29 protein-coding genes are annotated in these 26,770 nt (G+C 66.5%); 5 read left to right on the forward strand and 24 right to left on the reverse strand.

Features of this window, described 5'->3' with window-relative positions; genetic code table 11:
• Positions 1-55 precede the first annotated feature (55 nt).
• The 7 genes from IEY14_RS20605 to IEY14_RS20635 all read right to left on the reverse strand — a co-directional run bounded on the left by IEY14_RS20605 (position 56) and on the right by IEY14_RS20635 (position 7,471).
• Positions 56-1,090: a protein-glutamate methylesterase/protein-glutamine glutaminase gene (locus IEY14_RS20605; protein WP_188911876.1), complete on the reverse strand. Its 1,035-nt coding sequence runs from the start codon at positions 1,088-1,090 to the stop codon at positions 56-58.
• Positions 1,087-1,986 carry a CheR family methyltransferase gene (locus IEY14_RS20610; protein ID WP_373289029.1) on the reverse strand — a complete coding sequence of 300 codons (900 nt, stop codon included), beginning with the start codon at positions 1,984-1,986 and terminating at the stop codon, positions 1,087-1,089. Before IEY14_RS20610 ends, IEY14_RS20605 begins: the two co-directional genes overlap by 4 nt.
• Positions 1,987-2,107: 121 nt before the next feature.
• Positions 2,108-2,572: a chemotaxis protein CheW gene (locus IEY14_RS20615; protein ID WP_188911878.1), complete on the reverse strand. Its 465-nt coding sequence runs from the start codon at positions 2,570-2,572 to the stop codon at positions 2,108-2,110.
• A 5-nt stretch (positions 2,573-2,577) separates the two neighbouring features.
• The gene (locus tag IEY14_RS20620) at positions 2,578-4,824 is read right to left on the reverse strand and encodes a chemotaxis protein CheA (RefSeq protein WP_188911880.1); all 2,247 of its coding nucleotides are present in this window, start codon (positions 4,822-4,824) and stop codon (positions 2,578-2,580) included.
• A 113-nt stretch (positions 4,825-4,937) separates the two neighbouring features.
• Entirely contained in the window at positions 4,938-5,306 is a 369-nt protein-coding gene (locus IEY14_RS20625; RefSeq protein ID WP_188911883.1) for a response regulator, read from the reverse strand.
• Positions 5,307-5,309: 3 nt separating this feature from the next.
• On the reverse strand, positions 5,310-5,612 hold the full coding sequence (locus IEY14_RS20630) for an STAS domain-containing protein (RefSeq protein WP_188911885.1): 303 nt from the start codon (positions 5,610-5,612) through the stop codon (positions 5,310-5,312).
• The gene (locus IEY14_RS20635; protein ID WP_188911887.1) at positions 5,612-7,471 is read right to left on the reverse strand and encodes a methyl-accepting chemotaxis protein; all 1,860 of its coding nucleotides are present in this window, start codon (positions 7,469-7,471) and stop codon (positions 5,612-5,614) included. Before IEY14_RS20635 ends, IEY14_RS20630 begins: the two co-directional genes overlap by 1 nt.
• Positions 7,472-8,016: 545 nt before the next feature.
• Between IEY14_RS20635 and IEY14_RS20640 the strand changes: the two genes are divergently transcribed.
• Positions 8,017-8,319 (forward strand): DUF982 domain-containing protein, encoded by a 303-nt coding sequence (locus IEY14_RS20640; protein ID WP_188911889.1) that lies wholly within the window; start codon positions 8,017-8,019, stop codon positions 8,317-8,319.
• Positions 8,320-8,356: 37 nt separating this feature from the next.
• On the opposite strand, the gene IEY14_RS20645 is transcribed toward IEY14_RS20640, so the two are convergent.
• Together IEY14_RS20645 and IEY14_RS20650 are read right to left on the reverse strand one after the other, a co-directional pair.
• Positions 8,357-9,421: an acyltransferase family protein gene (locus IEY14_RS20645; RefSeq protein ID WP_188911891.1), complete on the reverse strand. Its 1,065-nt coding sequence runs from the start codon at positions 9,419-9,421 to the stop codon at positions 8,357-8,359.
• A gap of 214 nt (positions 9,422-9,635) precedes the next feature.
• Positions 9,636-9,893, reverse strand: a complete 258-nt coding sequence (locus tag IEY14_RS20650; protein WP_188911893.1) for a hypothetical protein — start codon at positions 9,891-9,893, stop codon at positions 9,636-9,638.
• Here IEY14_RS20650 and IEY14_RS20655 point away from each other — a divergent pair.
• Positions 9,876-10,262 (forward strand): VanZ family protein, encoded by a 387-nt coding sequence (locus IEY14_RS20655; protein WP_188911895.1) that lies wholly within the window; start codon positions 9,876-9,878, stop codon positions 10,260-10,262. The genes IEY14_RS20650 and IEY14_RS20655 overlap by 18 nt on opposite strands.
• A gap of 308 nt (positions 10,263-10,570) precedes the next feature.
• Here IEY14_RS20655 and IEY14_RS20660 read toward each other — a convergent pair whose 3' ends face one another.
• The gene (locus tag IEY14_RS20660; protein WP_188911897.1) at positions 10,571-10,999 is read right to left on the reverse strand and encodes a hypothetical protein; all 429 of its coding nucleotides are present in this window, start codon (positions 10,997-10,999) and stop codon (positions 10,571-10,573) included.
• Positions 11,000-11,214: 215 nt separating this feature from the next.
• Between IEY14_RS20660 and IEY14_RS20665 the strand changes: the two genes are divergently transcribed.
• A complete protein-coding gene (locus IEY14_RS20665) occupies positions 11,215-11,409 on the forward strand; it encodes a hypothetical protein (RefSeq protein WP_188911898.1) in 195 nt (64 codons plus the stop codon).
• Entirely contained in the window at positions 11,409-11,645 is a 237-nt protein-coding gene (locus IEY14_RS20670) for a helix-turn-helix domain-containing protein (protein WP_188911900.1), read from the forward strand. The genes IEY14_RS20665 and IEY14_RS20670 overlap by 1 nt, the downstream gene beginning before the upstream one ends.
• Here the strand turns inward: IEY14_RS20670 and IEY14_RS20675 are convergent.
• From IEY14_RS20675 to IEY14_RS20735, 13 genes are all read right to left on the reverse strand, one after another.
• Positions 11,628-12,008: a hypothetical protein gene (locus IEY14_RS20675; RefSeq protein ID WP_188911902.1), complete on the reverse strand. Its 381-nt coding sequence runs from the start codon at positions 12,006-12,008 to the stop codon at positions 11,628-11,630. The two genes, IEY14_RS20670 and IEY14_RS20675, sit on opposite strands and share 18 nt — an antisense overlap.
• 49 nt (positions 12,009-12,057) lie before the next feature.
• Complete coding sequence (locus IEY14_RS20680; protein WP_188911904.1) at positions 12,058-12,336, reverse strand: hypothetical protein; 279 nt, start codon at positions 12,334-12,336, stop codon at positions 12,058-12,060.
• Positions 12,337-12,511: 175 nt separating this feature from the next.
• Positions 12,512-12,976 (reverse strand): hypothetical protein, encoded by a 465-nt coding sequence (locus tag IEY14_RS20685; RefSeq protein WP_188911906.1) that lies wholly within the window; start codon positions 12,974-12,976, stop codon positions 12,512-12,514.
• On the reverse strand, positions 12,973-13,482 hold the full coding sequence (locus tag IEY14_RS20690; RefSeq protein ID WP_244639612.1) for a lysozyme: 510 nt from the start codon (positions 13,480-13,482) through the stop codon (positions 12,973-12,975). Before IEY14_RS20690 ends, IEY14_RS20685 begins: the two co-directional genes overlap by 4 nt.
• On the reverse strand, positions 13,473-13,694 hold the full coding sequence (locus tag IEY14_RS20695; protein ID WP_188911907.1) for a DUF7940 domain-containing protein: 222 nt from the start codon (positions 13,692-13,694) through the stop codon (positions 13,473-13,475). The genes IEY14_RS20690 and IEY14_RS20695 overlap by 10 nt, the downstream gene beginning before the upstream one ends.
• Positions 13,695-13,759: 65 nt before the next feature.
• On the reverse strand, positions 13,760-15,715 hold the full coding sequence (locus tag IEY14_RS20700) for a polysaccharide deacetylase family protein (RefSeq protein WP_188911909.1): 1,956 nt from the start codon (positions 15,713-15,715) through the stop codon (positions 13,760-13,762).
• A gap of 100 nt (positions 15,716-15,815) precedes the next feature.
• A complete protein-coding gene (locus tag IEY14_RS20705) occupies positions 15,816-16,457 on the reverse strand; it encodes a hypothetical protein (protein WP_188911911.1) in 642 nt (213 codons plus the stop codon).
• Positions 16,438-16,779, reverse strand: a complete 342-nt coding sequence (locus tag IEY14_RS20710; RefSeq protein ID WP_210318515.1) for a hypothetical protein — start codon at positions 16,777-16,779, stop codon at positions 16,438-16,440. Before IEY14_RS20710 ends, IEY14_RS20705 begins: the two co-directional genes overlap by 20 nt.
• 14 nt (positions 16,780-16,793) lie before the next feature.
• Positions 16,794-17,501, reverse strand: a complete 708-nt coding sequence (locus IEY14_RS20715) for a hypothetical protein (protein ID WP_188911915.1) — start codon at positions 17,499-17,501, stop codon at positions 16,794-16,796.
• A gap of 47 nt (positions 17,502-17,548) precedes the next feature.
• Complete coding sequence (locus IEY14_RS20720) at positions 17,549-21,199, reverse strand: phage tail protein (protein ID WP_188911917.1); 3,651 nt, start codon at positions 21,197-21,199, stop codon at positions 17,549-17,551.
• A 3-nt stretch (positions 21,200-21,202) separates the two neighbouring features.
• A complete protein-coding gene (locus tag IEY14_RS20725; RefSeq protein WP_280515064.1) occupies positions 21,203-21,577 on the reverse strand; it encodes a C40 family peptidase in 375 nt (124 codons plus the stop codon).
• 172 nt (positions 21,578-21,749) lie between these two features.
• Positions 21,750-22,259 carry a DUF1833 family protein gene (locus IEY14_RS20730; RefSeq protein WP_188911921.1) on the reverse strand — a complete coding sequence of 170 codons (510 nt, stop codon included), beginning with the start codon at positions 22,257-22,259 and terminating at the stop codon, positions 21,750-21,752.
• A 355-nt stretch (positions 22,260-22,614) separates the two neighbouring features.
• Positions 22,615-26,166 carry a phage tail length tape measure family protein gene (locus IEY14_RS20735; protein ID WP_188911923.1) on the reverse strand — a complete coding sequence of 1,184 codons (3,552 nt, stop codon included), beginning with the start codon at positions 26,164-26,166 and terminating at the stop codon, positions 22,615-22,617.
• A gap of 53 nt (positions 26,167-26,219) precedes the next feature.
• On the opposite strand from IEY14_RS20735, the gene IEY14_RS20740 reads away from it, so the two are divergent.
• Complete coding sequence (locus IEY14_RS20740) at positions 26,220-26,432, forward strand: hypothetical protein (protein ID WP_188911925.1); 213 nt, start codon at positions 26,220-26,222, stop codon at positions 26,430-26,432.
• A 37-nt stretch (positions 26,433-26,469) separates the two neighbouring features.
• On the opposite strand, the gene IEY14_RS20745 is transcribed toward IEY14_RS20740, so the two are convergent.
• The gene (locus tag IEY14_RS20745; protein ID WP_188911927.1) at positions 26,470-26,748 is read right to left on the reverse strand and encodes a phage tail assembly chaperone; all 279 of its coding nucleotides are present in this window, start codon (positions 26,746-26,748) and stop codon (positions 26,470-26,472) included.
• Between the last annotated feature and the right edge of the window lie 22 nt (positions 26,749-26,770).

The following is a 26,770-nucleotide window of genomic DNA, read 5'->3' on the forward strand; positions in this document are numbered from 1 at the left end:
TCGTCTCCAAACCCGACTTTTGGTTGCGCGACCGACCCGTTTCGTCTAGTCTTGGTCATGCGAAGATTTGCTCGGCGATCCGGCCGAGCGGGACGCGGCGCTCGGCCGCGCCGATCTCGAAGGCGACGCGCGGCATGCCGTAGACGAGCGACGTCGCCTCGTCCTGCGCCATGGTGCGCGCGCCCTGGCGTCGCATCGCCAGCAGACCGTCCGCGCCGTCGCGTCCCATGCCGGTCAGGATCACGCCGGTCATGTTGCGGATCCCGGCAGCGCTGATCGAATGGAAGAGCACATCGACGGAGGGGCGATGGCCCTGCACCGTGTCCTCGTCGGTCAGGATGCAGCGCAGGCCGACGCCCGCCCTTCCCTTCACCGCCAGATGCTTGCCGCCCGGCGCCAGATAGACGCGCCCCGGCGCGATCGCCTCGCCATTCTGCGCCTCGGCCACCTCGGCCTTGCAGATGCGGTTCAGCCGCGCGGCGAAGGAGCCGGTGAAGGCCGCCGGCAGATGCTGCACGATCAGCGTCGGCGGACAGTCGGCGGGAAAGCCGGAGAGAAGATTCATCAGCGCCTCGACGCCGCCGGTCGAAGAGCCGACACCGATGATGTCCGGCCAGCCGCCATGGCGCGCGACGGAGGGCCGGGCCTCGACGGCGCTCGGGCTCGGCGCCTTCGGCGCGACGCGGGTCGCGAGCTGGCGCTTCGATTTCGCCGCCTCGCGGATCATCGGCGGCAGCGTCTCGAACGTGTTGCCCTGGGCGCCGTTGGGCTTCGAGATGCAGTCGAAGGCGCCGATCTCCAGCGCCGTCAGCGTCGCCGCCGCGCCGGGCTGGGTGAGGTTCGACACCATGATCACCGGCGTCGGCCGCAGCCGCATGATCTTCGACAGGAATTCGAGGCCGTTCATGTTCGGCATCTCGATGTCGAGCGTGATGACGTCCGGGTCGAGCTGCTTGATCTTCTCGCGCGCATCGAGCGGATTGGACGCCTCGCCGACGACCTCGATCCCGTCGGCGCCGTCGATCGAGCGACGCAGCAGGGCGCGCATGGTGGCGGAATCGTCGACGACGAGAACGCGAACCGGGGTCATCGTCCATCTCCCGACTGGAAGCGATAGGCGGTGGTCCCCTCATAGGAGAGGAAGGTCTGGCAGGGTCCGGTCAGGCGTTCGGAATGGCCGATATAGAGCCAGGCCCCCGGTTCCATGTAGTCGCAGAAGCGGCGCCAGATGCGCTCGCGCGTCGGCTGATCGAAATAGATCGTGACATTGCGGCAGAAGATGGCGTTGAAGCGCCCCTTCATCGGCCAGTCGCCGATGAGGTTCAACTCGCGGAAGGAGACGATGGTGCGCAGCGCCTCGTCCACCTCGAAGCGGCGCGTATCGCCGCCGCCGCCGCGCGTCTCGCTGAACCAGCGCCGCCGCAGTTCCTGCGGCACGGCCGCGATCGCGTCCTCGTCGTAGATCCCGGCGCGGCCGAAGGCGACGACGTTCGGATCGATGTCCGAGGCGAGGACGCGCACGTCGTATTCGGCGGCATCCGGCATCATGGACAGGATGGTCAGGGCGATCGAATAGGGCTCGTGGCCGTTCGAGCACCCGGCCGACCAGATCCGCACCCGGCCGCCGCGCTTGGCATTGGCGAGCAGCGGCGGCAGGAGATGCGAGCGCAGATGCTCGAAATGGTGATTCTCGCGGAAGAAGCTGGTGACGTTGGTCGTCAGCGCCGCCATCATGGTCATGCGCTCGCCGGCGCCGCTCTCGCCGGCGATCAGGGCGCAATAGTCGCGGAAGCTGCCGAGCCCGAGGGCGCGCAGCCGCTTGGCGAGCCGCGAATAGACGAGCGTCGTCTTCGAGGGCGGGATCAGGATGCCGGCATCCTCGTGGAGGATGCGCGCGATCGTGTCGAAATCGGCCTCCGTCAGGAGAAATTCGCCGTCAACGGCGGGCCGTTCCGAGCTTCTGGCTTTGGTGTTCAGCACGGGAATGCCTCAAGTGCACTGGCGGTCGGGCGGCCCTGCCCTTTCTCGCGCGGACCGGCGGCGACGCCCTCGGGCGCGCCGAACCGGGTCCGGCCGAAGATGGCGGCGCGAGATCGGGCGAACCGGCTCAGGCGGCCATCTCGACCTGCGGCAGGACGCCGTCGAGCGCGATCAGCGAGATCATGCGGCCCTCGATCGCCATCACGCCGCGCACGAAGCTTTTGGCGAGTTCCGAGCCGACTTCCGGCGTCGGCTGCAACAGCTCGTCCGTGACCGTCAGAATGTCGGACACGGCATCGACGAGCAGGCCGACGAGCTGCTGGTTGACCCGGACGACGATGATCACGGACCGGGCGGTCGGCTGGATCCGGCCGAAGCCGAGCCGCGCCGCGAGGTCGATGATCGGCAGGACCGTGCCGCGCAGATTGATCACGCCCGTCACGAAGGAGGGCGAGTGCGGCAGCGGCGTCGCCGGCGCGAAGCCGCGGATCTCGCGCACCGACTGGATGTCGACGCAGAATTCCTGCTCGGCGATGCGGAAGGCGATGAGCTCCTCGGCCGCGCCGTTTTCGATGGCTTTCGTTCGTGACATGCGAATTACTCCGCCGCTTGGAGGTTGATGCCGGAATAGTGCTGCTCGGACCGACCCGTCGCGGCGACGACGTCGATATCGAGAATGAGAGCGACGCGGCCATCGCCGAGGATGGTGGCGGCGGCCACACCAGGAACATGCCCGTAATTCGTTTCCAGGCTCTTGATCACGACCTGGCGCTGGCCCTGGATCGCATCGACGAGAAGCGCGGAGCGTCCGCCATTCTCCGTCTCGACCAGGATGGCGACGCCGCCTTCGGCATCGGTCTGGTCGTAGCGGTAGCCGAGCCGCTGGGCGACGTCGACGAGCGGCAGGAAGTGGTCGCGCACCGAGATGACCCGCTGGCCGCGGCCGAAATTGCGCACCTCGCCCGGCTTCGGCTTCAGCGTCTCGATGATCGCCGTCAGCGGCACGACCAGCGTGTGCTCGCCGGCCGTGACGATCATGCCGTCGAGGACGGCGAGCGTCAGCGGCAGGCTCATGGTGAAGACCGAGCCCTCGCCCGGCCGCGAGGAGATCGAGACGCGCCCGCCGAGCGCCTGTACCGAGCGCTTCACGACATCCATGCCGACGCCGCGGCCCGACAGTTCGGAAACGACGTCCTTGGTCGAGAAGCCCGGCAGGAAGATGAGGTTGTCCGTTTCCTCGTCGGTGAGGACGGCATCGGCCGGGATGAGGTTCTTCGTCACCGCGATGTTGCGCACCACGGCCCGGTTGATGCCGGCGCCGTCGTCCGAGATCTCGATCACGATGCGCCCGGAGCGGTGCATGGCGGCGACGCGGACGGTGCCCTCTTCCGACTTGCCGGCGGCGCGACGCTTCTCCGGCACCTCGACGCCGTGGTCGATGGCGTTGCGGATCATGTGCGTCAGCGGGTCCGACAGGCGCTCGATGACGGTCTTGTCGACTTCGGTCCACTCGCCTTCCGTCACCAGACGGACCTGCTTGCCCGTGATGTCGGCGACCTCGCGCACGAGGCGCGGCAGCTTCTGGAAGACCGACTTCACCGGCTGGGCGCGGATGGCCATGACGCTGTCCTGGATCTCGCGCGTCAGCTGCTCCAGCTCGTCCATGCCCATGGCGACGTCGGAGGCGCGGGCGAGGCCCGCCTGGGCGACGCGCTGCGAGAGCATGACCTGATGGATCACCAGTTCGCCGACGAGGTTGATCAGGCGATCGACGCGGTCGAGATCGACGCGGATCGTGGCGGGCGCCTGCCCGCCGGCGCCTTCGGCGGACGCCGCGGCCGGCGCGGCGCGGGCGCGCGGCGGCTCCGGCGTCGCGGCGGGAGCCGGCGCGGAAGCGGCCGGTTCGGGCGCGGCGGCGGCCACCGGCGCGGGGGCCGGCGCGGCCGTGACGACCGGCATGTCGTCATCGTCGTCGGTGATGCCGTGGCTCGGCGAATCGGCCTGGATCTGCGCGAGAAGCGCGGCCAGCGCGCCGTCGATCTCGCCGGCATCGGCCCCCGCCTCGACCGCCTCGATCGTCAGGTCGCAGTCCCATTCGACGAATTCGAAGATCTCGCGGATCGCGCGCTCCTCGGCGGCGGTCGTCAGATCGATCGTCCAGGCGAGATAGGCGCCCTCGGGCTGGAGCTCGCCGAAGGCCGGCAGCTCGCTCACGTCGCAGGACACCATGCCGCTGCCGAGCGCCAGGCACTCGCGGATCAGGCGCGACGTCTCGTTGGCCTTCTCGTAGAGCTCGGCCCGGGGCTTGAAGGTGATGCGGAAGCGGGAGGACGCCCCGTCGCCGCCGAACATGTCCGAGAGATCGACGCAGACCGGCGTGAAATCGAGCCCGTCCATGCCGTCGTCATAGACGACCTCGGAGCTGGCGCTCGGGGCGGCGGCCGGGGCCGCGCCGGCCTTGCCGCCGACCAGCGCCGTCAGCTCCTCCGTCACGCTCGCCGTCCGGGCCGCGTTCGGCGTGCCGCCGTCGCGCGCCGCCGTCACGAGATCGGCGAGAACGTCGGCCGCGCGCAGCATGACCTTGAGGACGTCCGGCGTCGCCGCCATGCGGTTCGAGCGCAGCTCGTCCAGCGTCGTCTCGAAGATATGGGCGAACTGCACGAGTTCGTTGAGATTGAAGGCGCCGGCGCCGCCCTTGATCGAATGGACGGCACGGAACACGGCATTTACCGTGTCGGAATTGGCCGTGCCGTTCTCCATGGCGAGGAGACCGGCTTCGAGTTCGCCGAGGCCATCGGCGCATTCCTCGAAGAATGTCTGCCGAATTTCTGCCATCGCATCCATGACGAGTTCCCTTGACGTCACGTCGATTGAAGATCCCGAAGAGGCCGGCGCTGCCCTGGCCGGCGCTGCTTTCGGGACGGATTGGATGCCGACCGGGCCGGTCGGCTTGCGGCTCAGGCGGCGACGCGGTTGATGGCGTCGACGAGCTTGACGGGGTCGAAGGGCTTGACGATCCAGCCGGTGGCGCCGGCGCGGCGGGCGCGGGCCTTCTTCTCGGCATCGCTTTCGGTGGTCAGCACCAGGATGGGGATGGCGCGGCGCTCGGCATCGGCGCGCACATGCTCGATGAATTCCAGACCGTCCATGCGCGGCATGTTGACGTCCGTCACGATCACGTCCGGCAGGTCCATGCCGTCCAGAACTTCCAGGCCATGCACGCCGTCCTCGGCCTGCACCACGTTGAAGCCCGCCCCGTTCAGCGCCTGAAACAGCATCTGCCGCATCGTGCGGGAATCATCGACCGTCAGAATGGTCAGAGCCATGGGTCAGGCCTCCTGGGCCAAAAGGGTTTCGACAGTGAAGCCAAGGAGGGCGAGCCCCTCTTCGAAGCCTTTCGAGGACGTGCCGACCGTGATCGCCTTGCCGTCGGCTTTCCAGGCCGCGACGGCGGCGAGCAGCACCTGGAGGCACTGGCCGCCGAGGCGCTGCACCTGCGAGGCGTCGAAGCTGACCGGCTTGCCGCGCAGCCCGCTCAGTTCGTGATGCAGCAGCGAGGCCGCCTTGATGTCGAGAACGGCCGGCAGGTCGTAGCTCGCGGTGCCGCGAGTCGATGGCTTGCGTGGGGGCATCAGAAGTCTTCCCAGCTTTCCTCGGCATATCGGGACACCGAACGGGGGACCGCGCCCCGTCCGGCATGGCGCAGCTGCGGCACCGGCTCCCCGGCGTGATGGCCGGTCTCGGCCGCCGGTCGGGCGGCGGACGGACGCGGCCGCCGACGCCCCGCCAGGGGCGGCTCGATGCCGGCCTGCAGCTTGAAATGGGCGACGAGCCGCGACAGCTCGCGCGTTTCGATCGAAAGGTCCTGCGCCGCCGCCGTCGTCTGCTCGACCATCGCGGCATTCTGCTGCGTGACCTTGTCCATCTGGTCGGAGGCGGTGGCGATCTCCTTCAGGCTCACCGCCTGCTCGCCCGCCGTGCGGGCGATCTCGGAAACGACATTCGCCATGTCGCCGACCTGGGCGACGATCTCGGCCAGGCTGTCGCCGGAGGCGGTGACGAGCTCGACGCCCCGCACCACCTGCGAGGAGGAGGCGGAGATCAGCGTCTTGATCTCCTTGGCCGCGTCGGCCGAGCGCTGCGCAAGGCCGCGCACTTCCTGCGCCACCACGGCGAAGCCGCGCCCCGCCTCGCCGGCCCGGGCGGCTTCCACCCCGGCATTCAAGGCCAGAAGATTGGTCTGAAAGGCGATCTCGTCGATGACGCCGATGATGCGGCCGATGCGGCTCGACGATTCCTCGATCTCCGACATCGCGGCGATCGCCCGCGTGACGATGCCGCCGCTGCGATCGGCGGTCTCGGTGGTGGTCAGCGCCGTCTCATGCGCCTCGCTCGCCCCTTCGGCCGCCGCGTGGACGCCGCGCGCCACTTCGGACAGCGCCGCGACGGTCTGTTCCAGCGAGGCGGCCTGCTGCTCGGTGCGCTGGGCAAGATCGTCGGTCGCGACGTGGATCTCGTCCAGCCCGACCCGTATCGAGCCGATCGCCTGAACCACGGCCGTCATCGTCGTTTCGAGCGCGACGATGCTTTCGTTGAACTTCGCCCGCGTCGGCTCGAATTCGGGCGTCGCCGCCGGGTCCATGCGCACGGTCAGATCGCCGGCGGCGAGCCGTTCCAGGCCAGTCTGGATGGCGGTGAGGAAGCCGCGAATGTCCTCCGCCCGCGCCTGCGCCGCGACGACCCTCTCGCTGTCCGCCACCGCCTGCGCGCTGCGCGCCCGCTCGGCGTCCTGCGCGGCCGAGGCGCGGTCGGCGACCGTCTGGCGGAAGCCCTCGATCGCGCGCGCCACCTTGCCGATCTCGTCGCCGCGCGCGGCGAAGGGCGCCGCCCCGTTCTCGGCGCCTTCGAGCGCCTGCCCCAGCCCGCGCAACGGACGCGCGATGCCCCGCGCCAGAAGAAAGCCGAGGCCGAGCGCCATGACCGCGACCATGCCGAGGCCGGCATAGAGCGCGACATCCAGCCGCCCGCCCGCCGAGGCGAGGCTCGCGCGATCGGCGTTGGCCCGGCGGGCGATCAGGCCGGCGACCTCGTCGATCGCCCGCGCCACGGCCGCGCCATGCTTGGCATCGGTGCCCGACTTCATCACGAACAGCGCGTCGGCATAGGTCGCGTCGCTCGCGGCGGCGGCAAGGATCGGTTCCCCGACATTCGCCCGCCATTCGGCCATCGCGTTCTGGATGCCGTCGACGGCCCGCGCCGCCTCGGCATCGCCGGCGCCAAGATCCCGCAGCCGCGCGACGGCCGAGCCGAAGACCTCGCCCTCGCGCCGGACCTCGGCGGCGAGCGGCGCGTCCTGCGTCGCGAGGAAGCCGCGCAGCGCGCTTTCGCCGGCGCTCGTCGCCTGCCGGGCCGACTCGACGGCGGCCATCATTTCGGAATAGGCGCCGCTCCGCTCGAAAGCCGAGCCGGCGCTTTGCATCTCATGACGCATCGCAAAGCCCATGCATCCGGCACCGACGACCAGAACAGCGAATGCGAGGCCGATCTTCCCCGAAACGTTGAGATCGGACGGTCGCATCAGCATCCTTCTTCCGTCGGGCGGTTCACCCATTCGTCCCACCGGCCTCGGTTCGGAGCTCGGCCGGGACTTCAACCCATCCCGGAAAAGCTACATGTTTCGTTGCTAAGGAATGGTTAATCGATGCCCTTCCGGCATTAACCGAGGCTGGTGTCTCGCGAACGCACTGAACCAATCGCTAAGCGGGCAAGGCCCTGCGCAACCCGGCGATAAGGATCGGCGGGGCACGGCGCATCGCCCCGGTCGCGGCCTCGATGGTCCGGCGACCGCGCGTCTCATGGGGCCGGACAGGAGCGCGGCGCCGATCGGACAGCGCTTTCGCCAGCCCGGCCAAATATTTCAATCGGTTCAGTTTTCCGCCGTCGCCTGTCGCCGTCTTGAAGCCGCGCCGCCGGGCGCCAGAACCCTTCTCACGTTCGCGTCCGCGATCGCATGGCCAACGAGTTCTGGAGATTGCCGTGAAGCCCGATCAGTTCGAGGAGCCTGTCTGGATCTATGTCGGGGTGAATGTGCCCCGTCCCGTCGCCTCGCCGACTCAGGCCTTCGTCTTCCTGGACAATTGCCCGGCGGGCCTGCGCGGTCCCGCGCATGGCAGAGCTCTCGAAGCCTGCCGGTCGGCGATGAACGGTCGGGCCGGCACGGAATCCGCCCGCGCGGCGCTGATCGCCTTCGCCGAGGCGCGCGGCATCCTGGCGCCCGATTTCACGCCGGCCTTCGCCGCGCATGGCGCCTCGGCGCCGGCCGCGCGCCCCTTCGCCTGACGATCGCGGGGCCGGCGGCGCCGGCCCCGATGCACCTTCAAGGCGAGCGCCGGGTCAGGAGGTCCGGCCGCGTTCCCTTGAAGAACCGCGACACCCGATCCGGCAGCCCGACCGTGGCATGCGCGGCGAGCACGATCGTCGCCAGGACAACGAGATAATAGGCGAGGAGGCCAAGTCCTTGCGGGGTGAGGCCCAAGCTCGCCACCGCGCCGTGAAAGCCGACGAGGATCGGATAGCTGAGAAGATAGAGGCCATAGGCGCGCTGGCCGCTCCATTGCCCCAGTCGGCGCAACCAGGCCGGCTCGCTGGCAAGCGCCGCGAGCCCGACGAGAAGCGGCACGGCGGTGACGAGCAGTGGCAAGCCGATGGCATGGACCCTGAGGCTGAGAATGCCGAGGAACGCGCCCCAGATCAGCAGCGGGTGAAGGTGCGGCAGGACGGCTCTCCAGCGCCGCACGATCCGATGCAGCAGCACGCCGACGAAGAAGCCGAACAGGCAGCGCGGATAGCCGCCCCAATAGGACTGCGGGCCGAACCCCATATTCGGATCGCGCGCCAAGACCGACAGAAGCAGGCAGAGGCCCGCCGACAGGCCGGTGATGGCCACCAGCGCCGGCAGGTTCAGCCGGTGCCGCAGGGCACAGAACAGGACGAAGACATAGATTTCGAGGGCGATCGCCCAGGTCGGCGGATTGAGCGGAAATACGAAAACGGGATCGGCGAAGCTCGGCAGCAGGACGCTGTTCCAGACGACGGCCCCCCGCAGCACGTCGGCCGGCCAGAGGGGCAAACCGATCGCGGCGAAGAGCGCCGCGAAGCCGAGGCTGAGAAGCAGGCCAAGAAGATAGAGCGGATAGATCTTCGCCACCCGCTGCCCCACGAGCCTGCGGAGCGGCGCCTCCTGGCCCTCCCGCTCCAGGAGGCTCGCGGCGAGAAACCCCTCCACGGCGAAGAAGAGGTCAATGCTCAGCTGCTGCTGGTAGAAGGGATTGTCGATCAGCCCTTCCGTCCAGTGGCTGGTGAAGATCATGATCGGCGCCAGCGCCCGCAAGCCCATCAAGGCCGTGGACGGTCGAGGATCGGTGGACAGCTGCGGCACCATGCCTGCTCCGCGACGGACGAGACCGGATGGCGAACGACGCGGCCACCGATCGGACGACGGGCTTGCGAATTCGGGCGCGACCCCGACCGATGCGGCAACCGAGCTTCCTCGGTCTCGCCACGAGGCTCTCGAAAGCGTCACGCCAAGCTAGCATGCCGGCGGTAGGATTGGCGCCATCCTGCTTGTCCGCGCACCGATTTCTCCCTCGGTGACGTTAAGACTTCGCTGCGAGATCCTCAGTGCCTTCCAAGGCATGGACATCGATCTTCAATGTCCCGTCGCGCGCGTCACCAACCGCGATTGTTGGAAAGAGGCTGGCGCCCGATCGGGCAGCCGACTTCACCGCCGAGATCACGAACTCTTGCCTGGGCACTGCCCGCGCCGTCGGATCGCTGCATGGCAGCGATGCATTGCGACAACTGGATGACAACTTCTCACCGGCTATGATCACCGCATGGTTCGTCTCGCGCATCTTTCAAAGCTCGTCGCCTGGGGCATGATCGCCGCGATCGTCTTCGTCACCGTCTGCCCGATCGGGCTGCGTCCGCCGACGGAGACGACGGTCAATCTGGACCGCGCGCTGGCCTTCGCGCTGCTCGGCGCCGCCTTCGCCCTCGCCTATCCGAAGCGCGGACTCGCGTTACTCATCCTGCTTCCGCTGGCTGCCTTCGGCATCGAGACGCTGCAATATCTCTCCGCGAGCCGCCATCCGCAGCTCGCCGACGCCTCCTACAAGGCCCTCGGCGCGGCCATCGGAGTCTGCCTCGGCCGGCTGACCCTCGCCATCGCGAAAGCGCTGTCCGAGCGTAAGGCGCTTCTCGCGCGCGAAAGCGGCCGATAAGGCGACGCGCGGCCGGTCAACGCTCAACGAGCAGCGATCCTTCCGCCTCGTTCTCCGTGGTCTCACGCATCGGCGCGACCAAGCGGCGCGTCCATACTCGTCGCACAGGCGACGGCAGGCAACGATCGAATTGCTTGATTGTCGGAATGGCGGAGAAGAAGGGATTCGAACCCTCGATACGGTTTCCCGTATACGCCCTTAGCAGGGGAATCGACCCGAGGTCTGACATAGCCTAAATCATCAGCATCGACAATCGGTTGCAGGGATCGTCGGCATCCTGAAATATGCGACTTTGCAGATTTTTTGCATCACCCCCGCCGCTCATCCCTCCACACCGGCCGCCGTATCGTCTCGACCCGCTCCAGCCGGCGGATGGTGATCGGGTAGTCGTCTCCTGCGATCGGCGACCAAAAGCGGACGTGCAGATAGTCGTTGCGGTCGCACGCCTCGCACCGCATGCGGCGCTCCAGATGCTCCGTCTCCATGTCGCCGAGGAGCTCGATCAGATCTGCCGGCAGATAGTGCCGCTTGCCCCGGCAGAGGTTGCACGAGACGGTCGCGATCTGTCTCCAGTCGCGATACTGCGCCAGCGTGGCGCTCTTGTGATATCGGCTCCGGCTCATAGAACGGAGAGAGAACAGACGGAGCGATTCGGCAAGGGCCCGGCGATGCAGATCAAAATCACGGAGCACTGGAAAGGCGGGAGCCGCGAGGCGGCTGTCATCGATCTCGATCACCTCATCCGGTATGTCCGCTACAATCTGACGGAGGCAGACGCGGAGGCGATGCGGCAGAGCCTTGAGGAGACCGGCCGCGCGACGGTGCGCGGGGAGTCAACGTGGTTCGAATACCAGCGCATCGACCCAAAATAGCCGTTGACACATAGGCACAATGTGCCTATATCTTTGGTTGTCAGCAGGGCAATAGAGCCCGCCAAAATGGAGTAGCTGAAATGACCACTGTTACCGACATCAACGGTCGCAGCATCAATTTCGACGCCGCCGTCAACCTCATGGACGACGATCTGCGCGAAGAGCTTCATGCCCAGGGCATGGAGACCGAGCAAGCTTTTCTTGAAGCGTATGCTGCAGAGCACGAAAAGCGCTTCAATGAGGCTTTCGCGCCGTGGGTTGGTGGCGCCTGGTAATGACCCCCGCTGAATTCAAGGAGGCCCGGCAGACGCTGGGCCTTTCCATCTCGCAACTTGCCCGCATCCTCGATTCGGCCGAGCGCTCGGTGCGCTACTGGGAGGATGCCTCATCCGACCGGCCGCTCAACCCGATCGCCGGGCGCGTCATGGAGTGGATGCTCGCCGGCTGGCGACCACCGGAGTGGCCGGACAGGCTGGACCCGAGGTCGGGGACCTCACGGGTAAAAGTCTGAGGTCGTCACCCAAAAAGGGTGGCACCGGTGATAGGCTTTGACGTAGCTCTTGCCCCTCACCTGCTCAGCGTCGATCGTCACGCGCCACGGCCCGGCGCGGTGAACGCCGACAGGTCGCGAAGGCGCCGAGGTGTCGTCCTGATCACGGATCGGCACCATGGAGACGCGCTCGAAGGCGCCGGCCTCGGGGCCGACGTACCAAGCGATGCCGAGATATTCGCAATCCCGCAGCTTGCCGAACTCGACCCTGACGAGGCTGATGCCCTTGGACACCGGGTCGACCTCGGTGATGTGGAGCTTCGAGACGACCGGGAAATATCGCGTCTCCAGCGCTGGACCGAGCATAAAGAAGCTGTAGAGCACCGAGAGCGCCGCGACCGTGCCGAGAAACGCCTTAAGCGGCCCCGTCCAGTCACGTTCCCGGCGGTCCTCCGCTGAGTCCGCCTTTGACCACGAACGTGACGATAGCGGCGATGAGGGCGCCGACGAAGGACGTGAGCGCCCATTTCCCGATGTCTCTGAGTGCATCGATGCTCTTCTCGATCCTGGTTAGTCGCTCCTGAAGGTTTTTGTCTCGCTCCACGTCGACCGCCTTTTCGATCTTGAGGTCGCTGACTTCCTTCACGAGGATGGACACACTGGAGGCGAGCGCGGTGTGGTCCTTCCGGAGAAGGTCGATATTATCCTGCACGACGCCTCGCCTCTTTCATTTGGCGGACGGCTGGCCGCCCTGCGCTGCGATTGCTTCGGACGCCCGGACGAGCGCCCCATGCCTGTCCCGGCAGATGCCGAGTTCCTGTCGATCGCGGCCCCACAACCGCGCCACCTCTTCCGAGGTCAGATCCCGTTGCGGGATCGCCACCGGATCACCGCATGGGAGCTTGAGCACCTGCGGGACGGTCGCGAGGCGCGGCGGCTCGACCAATGTTCTGGAGACGCTCTGACACGCCCCGAGACACGGCAGGACGGCAAGAGCAAGGAGCGCCGGGGCTCGGCGTCGGGATGGGTGTCGCATTGGTTCTCTCAGCCGCAAGGGCCTCTTCCAGTTCGGCCATGTCGGCTTGCCGCGCTTGGTCGCGCTCGTGATAGGCGCGCTCGATCTCATCCACTCGGCTTTGAGCAGCTTGGCGATCGGCTTCGAGTTTGGCGCGGGCGCGATTTTGCTCCTCGGTCCACGCTAGCCGTTCTTCGAGCGCCCCGGCTTCTTTCGCCTCGGGGACCATTCGCCAGGACGCATAGGCGTAGGTGGCGGCCCAGGCGAGGAGGCAACCGCCGAGAAAGCCGATGATGACCTTGGCGAGGTCGCCCAGCGCTTTGAAGGCGCCGATCATTGCAGCCCCTCAAGGCACAGCCGGCGCTCGTCTTCGCGGCGGTTGACGAGCCCTTGCAGCACGCGGCCCGCCTGCTTGTTCCAGGCCCGGAACGCATCGCAGGCGTCGCGCCACTTGCCTGCGTTGAGGTTGCGGAGGACCGTCGACCGACAGAAGGCCGTCTGGCCGATGTTGTAGGCGAGAGAGAGTGAGGCGACATAGGTCTTGGCCGGGATCGTCTGCGGCGAGACCATGCAGACCTCGATCGCCGCCGCGAAATCCTTGAGCCCCTGCCCCAGCATGTCGCGGCACTGCGCCGGCGTCGCCGTGTCGCCCATGCGCACGCCGCGCGTCTCGCCGAAGCAGATCGTCGGCACGTCGTTGGGCGTCGGCAGATAGGCCTTGTAGCGCACGCCCTCGTAGCCGCCGACGACGGAGACGGCGAGCCCCATGAGCGCGGCGCCCGCCACGCCGGCGGTCAGCCGGGAGCTACCAGCGGCGCGGATGCGATCCATCCTCACGGGCATCGGGTGATCCCCCGCTGCGCGACGAGGCGAGCCACGAACGCCGCGCCCGAGATCAGACCGGCGAGCGCGGCGAAGGCGCCCGGCGGGATCGGAAGGTAGCCGTTGAGGTAGCTGATCGCGACTTCGGCCATGGAGAGCAAGAAGGCGAGCGCGTTGAAGCGGATCGACCAGGCGCGCGCGAGCACGCGCCGCCAATCAGGGATGAGACGCATCGGGAGGGACCAAAGAGAAAGGCCGCCCCTGTGGACGGCCTGTGGAAGACGGGAGAGGGTTGATGTCAGGCCGCGAGCATCTTGGCGACGGTCGAGGCCCAGTGCATCCGGCGCAGCGTCGGCATGGTCACGACCTTACCCTTGCCCTGCGCCTGTCCGTTGCCGAGCCAGTCGCGGAGAAGCTTGAACTCGTCGATGTTGAAGTTGATTCCACCCGAGGCCGTAGACGTCAGCTGGTGGATGTAGCAGCCGCCGGTGTAGCCGCCGTTTTCGAGGATGTTGAGGTTGGGCAACATGTCGGAGTAGTTTTTCCCGGAGGTCGTGAAGCTCGGGAAATTGAGGGCCAGATCGCCAGGGCCGCCTCGCGTCATCCACAGCGCCTGCTCGGTCGTACGGGCCGACAGGATGCCGCATTGGTCGCGCAGGAAGTTGCGCATGGCCGGCGGATAGTAGAGCAGCGATTTGTCGATGAAATCCGCCGCCTTTGCCTGCGCCGGGATTGCCTGCGAAAGCGTCACTGTGGAGACCGCCGAGCCGCCGCCCGAGGCGACCGTCACGCCATCGGGGATGTTGGCCCCGCGGCAAGTCCAGCCATTCGGGACGTTGAGCGTCACGTCATTGGCATTGCCCGCGTCTCGGAATTTGACGACCGCCGTGCCATCCGTGACCATGATCGGGACGCCGGTCGCCGCCGGCAAGGAACCCACAGCGTCTCCTCGATAGTAGCCGTTCGGATAGCATAGGTCCCGGGTATGGTCGTCGGGGAAGCCGAGGCCGGTAAGCCAAGACCGCATCGTGTCGATACCCGTCTTGACGTCGGCCATCGTCTTGCCGGTCATCGGCAGGTCGTCTTGCGTCCCGTCAATGCCAACCGCCCATCCAGCGTTGAAGAGCTTGCGGACCTCCGACACCAATAGCTTGTCGCTAACGCGCCCCTCGCCCTGCTCGTCGTTGCCGATACGCTGCCCCGGACCGCACGGCAGATAAAGCTGACCGACGAGACCGGCCTCCTGCATCAGCGGGAAGGCCTTATCGTACGAGTCCCGGAAACCGTCATCGAAGCTCAGAACGAAGAGCCAAAAGCCGGTCTTGGCGCCCATCAGAGCGTCGAAGTTGAGCCGGGTGTTGTAGGGCGACTGCTGCGAAGACAGGTTCGTTCGGAAAGTCGTCGCCGCCACGCCCTTATGGGAGGCGGGGAAATTCCACTCGAGCTGACTGGAGCCGACGACGCGCTTGCCCGTGGGCCAGCCATTTCCGAGGCTCGTGGGGCTGAAATACTGGTAGGTGCCGGAGCGGCCGAATGCCAGAGCCACTTGGCTCTGGCTCTTCTCCGACTGGAGATCCAGCGCCATCATGATGTTCTTGTAGACGCTCGGGTCGATATTGAGCGCGGTGTTCTTGGTGATTTGCGGGGTCACACTGGGCAGGCCGTTGCCCTCCCAGTGGAGCATTCCGGCGCCCTCCAACTGGCCCGACGTGAGGATCGTCGCGTTGAGCGTTGCACCGCCAAGAGCATACTCGGAAAGGGGGCCGTTGAAGCCGTCGAGCAGGTCGATGGCGCCCGAGAAGATGCCGCTTTCGATACTGTGGACGGGGCCGAAAATGACCTTGTTCTGACTCTTCGAGAAGAGCGAGACGGACACCTGCGAGGTCAGGCCGTTGAAGGAGTCGATCGCGTAGAGGCGCTTTTCGAACTCGCCCATCGACTGCCGCGACTGCGGCGCAGTGCCCTGCGGCCCGGCGCGCCACGAATAGATCGGATAGACGTCCGCGCTGAGGCCAACGGCGTCCACGATCGCCTCAAAGACGTCGCCGTAACGCGGCGCAGCCCAGGAGGCCCCGGAGGTGACGACCGAAATCGTCACGCTGTTGATCGTCGGCGTCGCGCCGCCGGGGAGGATGATCCCCGCTCCGATATAGCTGGCGACCTTAGACTTATTGGCGGCGATGCGTGCGGCGGCACGGGCCATGGTGAGCGCTCCGGCGATAGATTGGAGGAGATGCCGCCGGTCGATGATCATGGAGCCCGCTCACGTGGTCGGGCGTCCATATCGGTCGATGACGGAATGAAAAAGCCCGCTCAAGGCGGGCGATGGTGGATCGGGTGGTGGGAGGGTGGCGTCAGTAGCCGATGAGCTCGATCGTGACCGGTGTCCCGGCCGGGGCGACCCCGAAGGGCGAGGCGCCGATGAGCACGGTGGCGACGGATTTCATGACCTGCACGATGGCCGAACTCTTCATGGTCGCCGTGACCGTGCCGGTGATCATCTGCGAGCCGACCCAAGTCGTGACGACGGCGCCGATCGGCGGCGCGGTGAAGGGCTTTGCGATGTCGATCGTCGCGAGGCCAGCGGAGCCGGTGACCACGCCAGTATAGCGCTCGATGCGGATGAGCGGCTTATCCTCGATCGCCTTGACGCGAGTCCCCAAGGCGGCGTCGGCATCACCCCTCGCCTTCGCTTCCGCACTGACCGCGTCCGCCCTGGCCTTCGCTTCGGCCGCGATGGCATCCGCGCTCGCCTGATCGCCGGCGGCCCGCTTCTGCGCTTCGGCCGCAACGGCGTCCGAAAGAGTGCTGTCGGCCGTCGCGCGGGCCTTCTGTTCGGCAGCAATCGCAGGGCTGAAGTCTTGGCTGGCCGGCACGAGCGCTAGGATTGCGGACTTGAGCGTTTTCCAGCTGACGGGGAACGCCCGCTGCCTGCCATCGCCTTTGGCCTTGAAGGCCATCAGCGTGTCGTCGTCGTTAAGCGGCGAGTTGGACATCCGGGACCCCCACGGACGGCGATGCGAGGATATAGTCCCGCGCAGCCTGCGGGACGGACATGGCTTGGAAGGCGGCGGCGATCGCCGGGTAGGCAGGGTCGACGCCGTTTTCGAGGGTGAGGACCTTCAGCATCTCGGCCGGGTTCTGGGCGAGATAGGCCGCGAAATCGTCCCACATGCCCAGCTTCTCGATCCGCTGACGGAGCATAAAGACCGGGATCAAGGCCGTGACGCCGGAGCTTGAGTCCGGATCGGAAGGGGCGTCGCCGATGAACGCGGCCTCCTCGTCGTCGGTCATCTCGACGCGCACGCCATCGACCATCTGGTACAGAGGCATCAGTTCTCCCCGTAGATGCGGATATTTCCGGACACGACCGGCTGCGTGAAGATGAACTGCAACTGCTTTTTCACCCCGGTCGGGTTGCAGAGGAAGCCGCGCGAGTGAGCGTAATCACCGCCGCTGCCGGTCTTGCCGACGACGGTAGCCGCGCCGCGCCACCGCCCACCCATGCCGCCATCGGTCAGCGTCAGATCAACGGACAGATCGTCGTTTCCACCCGCGCCGGCGATGTCGGCGGAGCTCGCGACACCGTTGGCCGACACCGCGCCGTCGACAGAACTCCTGCCATAGACCTGGAAGGCGTAGTCGCTGGCGCCCGAATGGATCGATCCGCCGGCAGGCCCGCACCGAAGGCGGATCACGCCGTCGGCGGTCAGCGCGATCCCGACAATCTTGACCCGGAACATCGAATATTCCGCCGGCAGGGTCACCGTGAGAAGGCTGAGGCCGGCGAGATCCGGCGAATTGTAAGCCTTGAGCAGCGCGGAGGCCTGCGCGTCCGGTTTGAACGTGTGCAGCGTCGGGTCGATCGAGCCGATGACGACCCATGCCGCGCCGTCGTACATCTTGACCAGCGGCTTGGCCGCCGTGGTCGTGTCGAGCCAGGGCATGCCCTTGACCGGGCTCGCCGGTGCCGTGCTGCCGCTGGATTGCGAGTAGATGGCTTCGAGGTTGGCCTGGAGCTCGGTGATGATCGGCGCCATGGGGCCGCTCGTCGGGAGCAATCTCTGGTCTGCTGTCGCCTGCGCCATCAGATGATCCGTCTGCCGTAGCCCTTGGCGACCCAATCGAAGGTGCGTTGCACCGCCTGGCCGCTGCTGTTCTGGAAAGAGATGTCGAAGCCGGTCGGGCCGAGATTGGTGACGATCGCCCGATCGCCTGGCTGCAAGTTCTGGTCGCTCCGGCTGAGGCCATCGACCACCCGGAACGGCGGGGCGAACGAGACACGCTTGCCGGCGGTCGGCACGATGACGTCGCGCCCGGCGTCGATCCGGTCCGGCATGTCGATCGTCACATGCAACAGCGAGACCTCCGGCGTGACCCCAAACGCCGTCGCCGCGAGGACGAGGCGAAACCGAAAGGCGCGCGCCGTGTAATCGCCCATGATGAGGCGCGACCAGTCCGACCAGTCGCCTTGCGCCGGGTCGCCCGTCGTCGTCGAGACCTGCACGTCGACCGTCCAGTCGGACGGCTCGACCCCGAAGACGTCGTCGACCGCGAAGATGTCCGGATACCCAAACACGTCCGCGAGCGAATTGAGGCCCTGCGCGACCACCTCCGCCGTCAGCCGGGAAGTGTGGACCTCGCCGAGATCGGTGACGTCCGGCAAGGTGTATGTGCCGGTCGCCATATAGCCCTTGTCGCCGAGGAAGGCGTCGCCGTAGGCGAAGATGTCCGGCACCGAGAACGGGTCGAACGCAGCTGCGAGCCGCAGCGTCGCATCGACCTGCTCCGTGCCCTGATGGTCGCCGGTGAACGGCGCCATCTCGAACACCTCCTCGACCACGTTGCGCGCGATGAGGCCGGCGTTGGTGATGACGATGCTCGCCGCGGCGGCCGAATAGATCCCGCCATAGGAGATGTGCTTGAGCAGGTATGTCCCGCTCTGGAACGGCACCTGCGCCGACAGGCCGAGCAGCCCAGTCGCGATCGGCACGGCGCTCGCCCACTCCGCGCCGGACGTCGCAGGCGTGTATCGGATTTCAGACGCGGCGACCGGCTCGTCCGGCTGATCCCAGGTGAGGTTGGCGACGTCGCCGAGCGGCGAGACAGCGAAGTTCACAGGGTCGGGCGCCGAGCGATACTGACCAGCGATCGACTTCAGCAGCGGCTCGGACCACGCCGACAGTCGCCCATTCGTCAGAACGGACCGCACGCGGAATGTCCAGCGGCCGGGGCTAAGGTTCGCGAACGACGTCTGGAGCGTCGTGGGGTCGGCGCGCAGGACGCGCCCGTATTGCGACGTCGCTTCGACGATAAAATAGCTGATCGTCGCCTTGGTATAGGTCTGCCACAGGACGCTGGCGATATAGGTCGGCACTCCGCCGGAGACCTCGGTCCGCTCGGTGACCTTCAGCCCGTAGGGCGCCAGCGTCGCCGGATCGATCGGCGCGACGATGCCGCTGTCGTATTCGGGGATCGGCTGCGTGTCGGCATATTCGATCGCCGGCGCATCGTCGACGAGGTCGACCTCGGCCGACAGGTCCTGGCCGGAGCGGATCTCCTTGACGCGGTAGACGCCCGCCGCCTTTCCTGCTGGCCCGAAGCTGCCAAGGTCACCTGCAGAGCGTCCGTTTCCAGCGGATGGCACGGCGCCGTTGCCGACAAGAGTGATCGTGTCGTGCACACCCTCTTGCGTGATCACCTCGCGAATAAGGCTCGTGCCGCCCCGAAGCCGGAATTGAGCGGCATAGTTCTCGCCGGCGACCATCGTCACGGGCGTGTCCAGCGTCACCATCTGCCCGTTGACCGCGCGCACCCGGAAATCAGATTGCGAAATCAGCAGGTCTGGCACTGCGAGATAGACGCGATCACCTTTGTTGAAGCGCAGGTGCTCGATATCGACCGAGACGGTGATGATGGCCGGGCGTTGTTCGAACTCGGCCAGCCGGTAGCGCCCGTGCTTCTGGACGAGGCCGCGCTCGGTGACGCCGGGGAACTCGACTTGCTCGGTGAGCGTCGCATTCGACTTCGTGAAGCCGTCGTTGAAGACGAGACGCTCGTCCTCGATCCAGCCCTTGTCGCGGTCCTGATACTTGACCCGGAGGGCGTGCGGCTTCCGGCTGAACGTCTGCCGGCGTTTGAAGCCCCAGGTGTTGCGGGACGTCAGATGCTGGACGATCGGCGCATCGCTCGTCTCCCAGGCGACGGACCACTTCCCATCGCGCAGGATCGGCACCCCCCGCCCGGCAGCGAACACGTCGCGCAGCGTCTCGAAGACGCTCGCCCGGAAGTCGCGCACCATATCGAAGGTGAAGCCCTTGGCGCGGCAGCGGTCGGCGAAGGCCTGGAGCGCTAGCAGGTCGACCTGCGCGTCCGAGCGCGCCCGGCGATTGCCCGGCCCCTGCAACACGAGGCGGCCGAGATCGCCGGGATTGCGCGGGCGTTGGCCGTCGACCCAGGCGGTGCCGTTCCACGAGCGCCCGATCGTCTTCACCCGAGCCGTGAAATTGTCCGGCACGCCGTTCAGCTGCTTCGTCGCCCTGATCCGAAACGCCGTCATCGCGACCGGGATCTCGAACGAGGTCGCAGGCGCGTTGCGGAACGTGCGGATGGCCGTCAGCGTGATGTTGTCGGCAATGTCGTCCTGCTCGTCGTCGTCATAGTCCTGCGTGTCACGGACGATGGCGAGGTCGTATTGCGCATTGCCCGGCAGGCCCGTGAACCGATAGGTCTCGCGCTTGGGGTCCGCGTCGTTGTCGCTCATATCCCAAGGGATCGTCGCGACGACGTTCTGCGTCCCGTACTGGTAGAGGATCGCGCTCCCCTTCACGACGAGGCGGTCCTTCGTCCCCTTCTTCTTGTTCAAATTGTAGATGCCGGCTTCCGCGACGAGGTCGAACTGGATCTCGATCGCATCCTCGGCCGTCGATCGCTTGATCGGGCTGTCCTTCTTGGTGATCTGCACCGACATGCTGTCGGGCACGACCTGGCCAGGATAGAGGGTCTGCGTCTCGCCCGGATAGCCGGACAGCGTCTGCAACTCGACGTCGTCATAGTCGGAGACGAGGGTCTCGCCGAACTTGAGCTCGCTGATGTCGAGCGGCCCGACGCCCCAAACGATGACGCCGCGCACGAACTGCTCATCGCCGACGAACTCGGTATACGGCGCGGCGGCGTACTTGCCGGCCATGCGGACGTCGCCGAGAACGACGGGGATCGGTTCCCACTTCGAGACCTCATTCCGAGGCCCGCCAATCGAATAGACTGTCTTCGGGACGTCGGCCTTGGTCGAGGCAGGCGGAAACAGGGCGTTGAGCGCCAGCGTGCCGACGAGGCCGACGCCGGCGGTGATGACGCCGACGAGAAACGGCGACAGGCCGCCGGCGGTCAGCACGGAGCCGAGCACCAAAAGGCCGATCGAAAACACGGCCTTGAGGATGCTGCCGACGCCCTTGCCAGCAACCGCCCGCACGAGCACATGGCCGCGCTTGACGCGCACCTTGCCCCACATGTCGCGCGGCACGATCTCGCCGTCGATCTTCACGTCGGCGCCGGCGGCGAGGCGGCTCACTTCGCACTCGCGCTCGCAGGCCTCGACGATCTCGGCGACCGACGAGCCGGCCAGAACGAGCACCGTCCGCGCCTCCATGCGCAGCGGATGCATCGCCGCGCTGACGACGAGCATCTGCTCCGGCGCGAGGATCTCGCCCGTCAGCGGTGCTTTGACGATGGCATTCATGATCTAGGCGAGCGCCTCGTGGCGGTAGAAGCCCTCAATGCGAGGGCCGTAACGGAAGGTCGAATAAGGCTCAATGCAGCTGGTCTGATCGTGCGGCATGTGCAGCATGCAGCCAGCCCCGACGACGAGGCCGACATGCCAGGGGCGCTGATGGATGAGGACGAGATCCCACGGCCGTTCGGCGCCGACACGGATCGGTCGCCACGGATCGCGCTCGTCGGCGATGAGGCCGCCGATCGCCGCCTTGTCCGAGGTGTCGCGATAGCGCCCGTCGTAGCTTGGCAGATCGACGCCGCGCGATGCCAGCGCCAATCGCACAAGACCCCAGCAATCGCACCCGGCCGGGTCTCGACCGCGATCAAGCCAGGGGAGCCCCACGAACGGATCAAAGGCGCTCAATGCGGACCGCCGGTCATCGCACAGAGGATGACCTGCCCGAGCGCGACGCCAATCCCGATCGCGACACCCTTGATCGTCCAGCGGGCAAGAAAGACGGAAGCAGTTCCGACAGCCTCACCGAGACGGCGCGCCTTCTCATTTGGCCGGGACATCAGACGGTCGACCACAGGCCGCCGGCGTTCGACGGCGTGAAGTCGTAGCCGGGGAACGGCTCCTGCGTCAGCGCGTCGAGCGACAGCGACAGGACCGCGCTCCCCGCGTCGATCTCCGCCGACGTCATCTCGAAGTCCGGAAACGGCACCTCGACGACGTCGGGATGGCTGGCCGTCACGAGCTCGACCAGCACGCCTGGCGGCGTTGTGATGCTGGAGATGAGCGGCGTCAGTTCGCGGCTGACGTTCTCGATCGTGATCTGCATAGCCGGTTCGACGTCGTCGCCCTCCTCCGGCAGCGACAGGCTGAAAGGGAGGAACTCGTAAGTCTGTCCCCGACTGAGGGTGGCATAGCGGACCGGATCGTCCGAAATCCGCACCGTGTTGTGGTTCGAGACGCGGATCGGCGCGTCGAGGCTCGCGTGGGTGATGGTGAGGAGGACCACCACGGCCTCGTCCGTCTCGGGGTCATAGACCGCGCCGATGAACTCCGGCGACAGCGTCCTCATGGCAAGATCTCCAGCGAGAGTGAGACGCGCCAAGCCCCAGGGACGCCATAGGTCGACCATGTCGGCATACTGTCCGCGAAACGAACCAGCCACACGCCCGAAGCACTCTGCGCAGGGAACTGAAACGGCAGGGAGCCGCCGGCAAGGTCGCCATCTACGAAGGCGCGGAAGGTTGCCAATTGTGCTGCGGTCATGAGGATCGTGCCGCTAACTGGACGGGCAGGCCGAAATCGCTGGCGCACCTTGCCCGGCCCGCCATCCATGGACGATCGCAGCCGACCGTCCCCCTGGCCCTCCTGATAGCCTTGCGCCTCCATCCGCTGAGATAGAGACGCAGGCCACACGGGAATTGCCATCAGCGTTTCATCACTGGTTGGTCGACACCCATGCCGCGCAGAGCGCGTGAGGTGCGCGAACTGCGCTTGTTGATGTTCGAGGCCTGGACGCGATCAATCGCGAGTTCGATCGAGGTTTCGCCGTTGGAATCCTGCTTCTGCGTCGCTTCGACGTTGGCATTCCCGAAGTTGTTGACGACGAGATTGACCTTAGCCCCGCCAACGCTGAGCCCCGGTCCACCACCTCCGACATAGCCGCCCTCAGCATAGCCACGCATACCGCGCCGCATGCCCTCAACCACTGCCACGCCGCCGGCACGCGCCACATCCCGCTGGCTCCAGACCACCTCGCCGCGGTGGACGACGCCGGCAGGCTCATGAATGCCGCCGAAGCCGGTATAGCCGCCGTCTGCGAAGAGACCCGACGCGCCGCCGAGGATCGAGGCCTGCGCCCCGGCTGAGATGCCGCTTCCTAGATTGATGCCTCCGCCGCCGAAGAGCGATCTCAGAAGACCACCGCCGCCACCGCTTCCGCCGCCTTGCACGGCCCGCAGAAGGTTCTGCAGCACCCCTCCGAAGCCGGGGGCGAACGAGTCGACTGCTTGGCCCATGCCGGACAGCAGGCCGTCGTTCAGGGTTGAAGCGAAGCCGGCTTGGAAGGTCGAAGCGTCCGCCGCAAGCGCATTCGATGAGGCCTGGAACGGGTCCTTCGTGATCTCGCCACCGTTGCGGTTGATGCCGTCCCAGCGACCGATACCGACGTCGCGCGCGCCGTACCATTGCCGCCAACCGTCCTTCTGGACGGTGTCTAGGCTGAAATCGACCTGCTGGCGCCAAGTGTTCGGATCGCGGATGTTGATGCCCTGCTTCAGCGCGACGGCGCCCAGACCGCCCATGGCGTTCAGCTGCGTGACGCCATAGCTCTCCTCGCGAGACGAGATGTTCGTCGCGAACGGATTGAAGCTGCTCTCCTGCTTGAAGACGCGCTGCGCCGTAGCCGGGTCGATGCCTCGCAACGCCGCAGCCTGGGCGATGTATTCAGCGACCTGCCGGCGATCCTTAGGCAAACCCGTGACGTCGAAAGCGCTCGACACGCGGGCCGTCGCGCTGTCGATGACGCGATCGCCTTTGCCGTTATCGTTCAGCGGCGCGAGCGGGCGACGCTCAACGTCGCTCGAAGCGCCCAGACCGCCGAAGCCGTCTGCGGAGCGCACCCACATGGCTGTGTCGCGGGAGAGGCCTACCGTCTCCCGGGTGGGGAGCTTCGGACCATCGAGACCGAGGTTCAGACTGCCCAGGAGGTTCTGGAAGAGGCCGTCAGCGACGTTCTGGATAGACGTGTCGATCAGCTTGCCGGCGGCGTTCTGAAGGTTCTCGCCGATCTTCTTGAGCGGATCACCGCCCTTGATGATCTCGGAGCCAATACCTGACCAGACCTCGCGGTTCAGGTCTCGGAAGGCGAGCAGTCGGTCGGTCAGCTTCTCATAGGCCGCATATTGCTGCGCGAAGGCGGAGTTCGGGTCAACGCCGGCATTCTTCAGCGAAGCCGAGATCGTGGCGTCCTGATCCGACATGAACAGCGACTTCCGCCGGTCCGTCGCATCCGTTGCCAGCCGCCGTTCCGCCTCGACGCGAGCAAGCTGCCCGACGAGGTCGACCTGCTTCTGGATCGCATCAAGTTCGGCTTGGCTGATGTCTCGGTTCTCTTGATAGGCGGCATCGCGTGCCGCCCGAAGCAGGTTGAACTCGGCCGTAGCGCGCGCAGTCTGCTCGGCGGTCTTGCCGATCAGGGAGAGCTGCAGCACCAGTCCATCGGCTTCGTCCCGCATCCCCTGCGCGCGCTGGCGGGCCGCGTCGTTCGACTGCTGGACAGCCCGCGCATAGGCCACCTCGCCCGCCGCCTGCGCACGGCGATCCTTATCGGCCGCGCTGAGCGACGTATCGCCTTCGAGCGCATTCCGTTCCCGCAGGATCGCCAGCCGGCGCTGCTCTTCCGCGCTGAGGCGGCCGAGACCAGCGATGTCGAGCGCCCGACCGTCGCGGATCGTCTGCTCGCGCTTGTCGATATCCTCAAGAGCCATTTTCTGGCGACGGAGAGCGTCAGTGCGCAGGTCCTCTTGTTCGTCGCCTTTAACGCCGCGCAACTGCGCGATGCGCCCCATTTCCTCTTGGAAGGCTCGGTTGACACGATCGCGATCCGTCAGCGTTTTCGGGACGAACGAATTCAGTCCTTCGCGCGCATCTTCGTACCGTTCCCGAGAGGCTTTGATCTTGCCGAGTTCGAGCTCCCGCGCCGCCCGCGCCGCCGCGTCAAGCCCAGCTTGGAGTGGCACGAGTTCTTTGGTCGCGTCCAAGATGGCGCGCGCGAGATCGCCGCGGGTGAAAGCGTCCCAGATGCCACCCTTCTCTGGATCAATTCGGCTGATCTCAGACAGCGTGTTCCGAAGTGTGATGAAGTCGGGCGAGCCACTCTTCGCTGACTGCATCAGCGCAAGGACAGCCGCTCGAACGCTTTCGAACTCAGGGCTGACTTTGTTCTGGCGATCGCTCGAAGCGGAGAAGAAGCTCTCGCGAATATCCTCGACGCCCTGCTGAAGCCGCTTGCGGCTCTCATCAGACGAACGGCGAGCTTCCTCCTCAATCGCGCCCGTTGCGCGGCGCTTGTAATCCTCCGCCGCGTCTCCGGTCAGCTTATAGGCATCACGCAGGTCGCGGACGGCATCGGCTTGCCGCTTTAACACGTCTTCGAGTGGCTTGATGCCGGTCACCCGCGTGGCGAAGTAGGCAACCGCCGCGCCGGTCGCGAGAAGGCCCGTAGCGATGATGCCCTGCGGTCCGAGGAAAGACGCGGTGGCTGCTGCTGCTGACCCGACATCGGCCGCGATGGCCTTGAGGCCACCTCGCACACCGCCTTCAGACTGCTGGAGCGTTTGGAAAACCTGACCGCCCTGGCTGGCGAGGATCTGGAAAGGCGAAGCGCCCATGAGCCCCATAGTCAGGACGTCATTCGCCTGATAGCTGAGCCCTTGGTAGTCGAGCCGTGCGCGCCCGCTACTCCCGCCGCTCTGCGTTCCAGATCGCGGCATAGCATTGGCCTGGCGTTCGGCCGCTGCCGCTGCTGCCTGTCGATGCTGCGCCGCCTCGCGCGCGCTGATACCGCCAGCGGCTTCCGCAGCTGCGATCTGCTTCAGTGCCGCTTGGTACTGCTGCGAGGCAGCAATGAGTGGCGAATACTTTGCCCGGAGGCTATCGACGGACGCAGCGAGGTTTTCGGTCTCCTCGCGAGGCTTCCGCATCGCCTCGCCGAGCTTGTTGATCGCCATGGAGGTGGCGGACGTTGCAGAGGCGGTTTGCGCACTGATTGCAGAGAGACCGGCGAGTCCAGTGTTGACGCGCTGAACCTCGGCGATCAGCGCCTGCATTCCGGCGGACAGGGCCTTGTCGGATACCGCAAGGTCTTCCACAGCCCTCTCGGTCTTCACCGCAGCGCCGGTCAGGTCAGTCAGCGCGGCGGTCGCCTTCACGACCGGTTCGGACGTGACGGACAAGCCAAGCGCAGCGAGTTCAGCCATGATGGGCCTCGTAGAAAAGGCCCGCCGAAGCGAGCCTCAAGGGATGGAAACAAATGATGGAACGGCTCGGGGTTACGCTCGCAACGATCGCGATCGTCGCGTTTGGCGTCTGGACTTATGCCGAGTACCGGAACTGGTCGCATGAACAGGAAATGACCGCGCGCTGCCCCGAGGCCCGCCGGCTGCTCGCCAATACGTTGCCTAGCGATCGTCAGTACATTGCCGGGGCAGAAGACGTACGCCGATGCGACCAGGGTGGCTTCTAGGCTTCGAATTCACGAGCGATGTCGGCACCTGCGAGCACTATTTTCCCGCTGTCGCCAGCAGGAATCCGAGCGTTCCTGGCTTTCTCGGCTCCGGCATGATGACGTCTTCCTCGTCCGGCCTCTTGTTGGCGTGGTCGAGATAGACCCCGTCCATCGCCCGGATGCAGGCTCGGAACATGCCCGGTTCTGCGACGCCGAGCTTGGCGGCCCAGCGGTCGATAGCCGAACCAGGTACCTGGCCGAGGCCCATCCCGATCTGACGCTCGGAGCTGATCTCCCAGAAGGCCGAGAGCCATGTCTCGGTGCCGGGAGACATGCGAGGCATGCGGCCGTGCGCG

It is taken from the genome of Aureimonas endophytica (assembly GCF_014642635.1).
Taxonomy (GTDB): Bacteria; Pseudomonadota; Alphaproteobacteria; order Rhizobiales; family Rhizobiaceae; genus Plantimonas; species Plantimonas endophytica.

Bases quoted from the DNA above. Each gene is read 5' to 3' on its own strand.
- IEY14_RS20625 (WP_188911883.1), bottom strand. From the start codon at position 5,306: ATGGCTCTGACCATTCTGACGGTCGATGATTCCCGCACGATGCGGCAG.
- IEY14_RS20670 (WP_188911900.1), top strand. From the start codon at position 11,409: ATGACCCCCGCTGAATTCAAGGAGGCCCGGCAGACGCTGGGCCTTTCC.
- IEY14_RS20705 (WP_188911911.1), bottom strand. From the start codon at position 16,457: ATGTCCAACTCGCCGCTTAACGACGACGACACGCTGATGGCCTTCAAG.
- IEY14_RS20630 (WP_188911885.1), bottom strand. From the start codon at position 5,612: ATGCCCCCACGCAAGCCATCGACTCGCGGCACCGCGAGCTACGACCTG.
- IEY14_RS20665 (WP_188911898.1), top strand. From the start codon at position 11,215: ATGACCACTGTTACCGACATCAACGGTCGCAGCATCAATTTCGACGCC.
- IEY14_RS20700 (WP_188911909.1), bottom strand. From the start codon at position 15,715: ATGATCATCGACCGGCGGCATCTCCTCCAATCTATCGCCGGAGCGCTC.
- IEY14_RS20745 (WP_188911927.1), bottom strand. From the start codon at position 26,748: ATGTCTCCCGGCACCGAGACATGGCTCTCGGCCTTCTGGGAGATCAGC.
- IEY14_RS20620 (WP_188911880.1), bottom strand. From the start codon at position 4,824: ATGGATGCGATGGCAGAAATTCGGCAGACATTCTTCGAGGAATGCGCC.
- IEY14_RS20655 (WP_188911895.1), top strand. From the start codon at position 9,876: ATGGTTCGTCTCGCGCATCTTTCAAAGCTCGTCGCCTGGGGCATGATC.
- IEY14_RS20635 (WP_188911887.1), bottom strand. From the start codon at position 7,471: ATGCGTCATGAGATGCAAAGCGCCGGCTCGGCTTTCGAGCGGAGCGGC.
- IEY14_RS20615 (WP_188911878.1), bottom strand. From the start codon at position 2,572: ATGTCACGAACGAAAGCCATCGAAAACGGCGCGGCCGAGGAGCTCATC.
- IEY14_RS20715 (WP_188911915.1), bottom strand. From the start codon at position 17,501: ATGGCGCCGATCATCACCGAGCTCCAGGCCAACCTCGAAGCCATCTAC.
- IEY14_RS20685 (WP_188911906.1), bottom strand. From the start codon at position 12,976: ATGATCGGCGCCTTCAAAGCGCTGGGCGACCTCGCCAAGGTCATCATC.
- IEY14_RS20730 (WP_188911921.1), bottom strand. From the start codon at position 22,259: ATGAGGACGCTGTCGCCGGAGTTCATCGGCGCGGTCTATGACCCCGAG.
- IEY14_RS20720 (WP_188911917.1), bottom strand. From the start codon at position 21,199: ATGAATGCCATCGTCAAAGCACCGCTGACGGGCGAGATCCTCGCGCCG.
- IEY14_RS20710 (WP_210318515.1), bottom strand. From the start codon at position 16,779: ATGGTCGATGGCGTGCGCGTCGAGATGACCGACGACGAGGAGGCCGCG.
- IEY14_RS20740 (WP_188911925.1), top strand. From the start codon at position 26,220: ATGATGGAACGGCTCGGGGTTACGCTCGCAACGATCGCGATCGTCGCG.
- IEY14_RS20690 (WP_244639612.1), bottom strand. From the start codon at position 13,482: ATGCCCGTGAGGATGGATCGCATCCGCGCCGCTGGTAGCTCCCGGCTG.
- IEY14_RS20605 (WP_188911876.1), bottom strand. From the start codon at position 1,090: ATGACCCCGGTTCGCGTTCTCGTCGTCGACGATTCCGCCACCATGCGC.
- IEY14_RS20645 (WP_188911891.1), bottom strand. From the start codon at position 9,421: ATGGTGCCGCAGCTGTCCACCGATCCTCGACCGTCCACGGCCTTGATG.
- IEY14_RS20695 (WP_188911907.1), bottom strand. From the start codon at position 13,694: ATGCGTCTCATCCCTGATTGGCGGCGCGTGCTCGCGCGCGCCTGGTCG.
- IEY14_RS20650 (WP_188911893.1), bottom strand. From the start codon at position 9,893: ATGCGCGAGACGAACCATGCGGTGATCATAGCCGGTGAGAAGTTGTCA.
- IEY14_RS20735 (WP_188911923.1), bottom strand. From the start codon at position 26,166: ATGGCTGAACTCGCTGCGCTTGGCTTGTCCGTCACGTCCGAACCGGTC.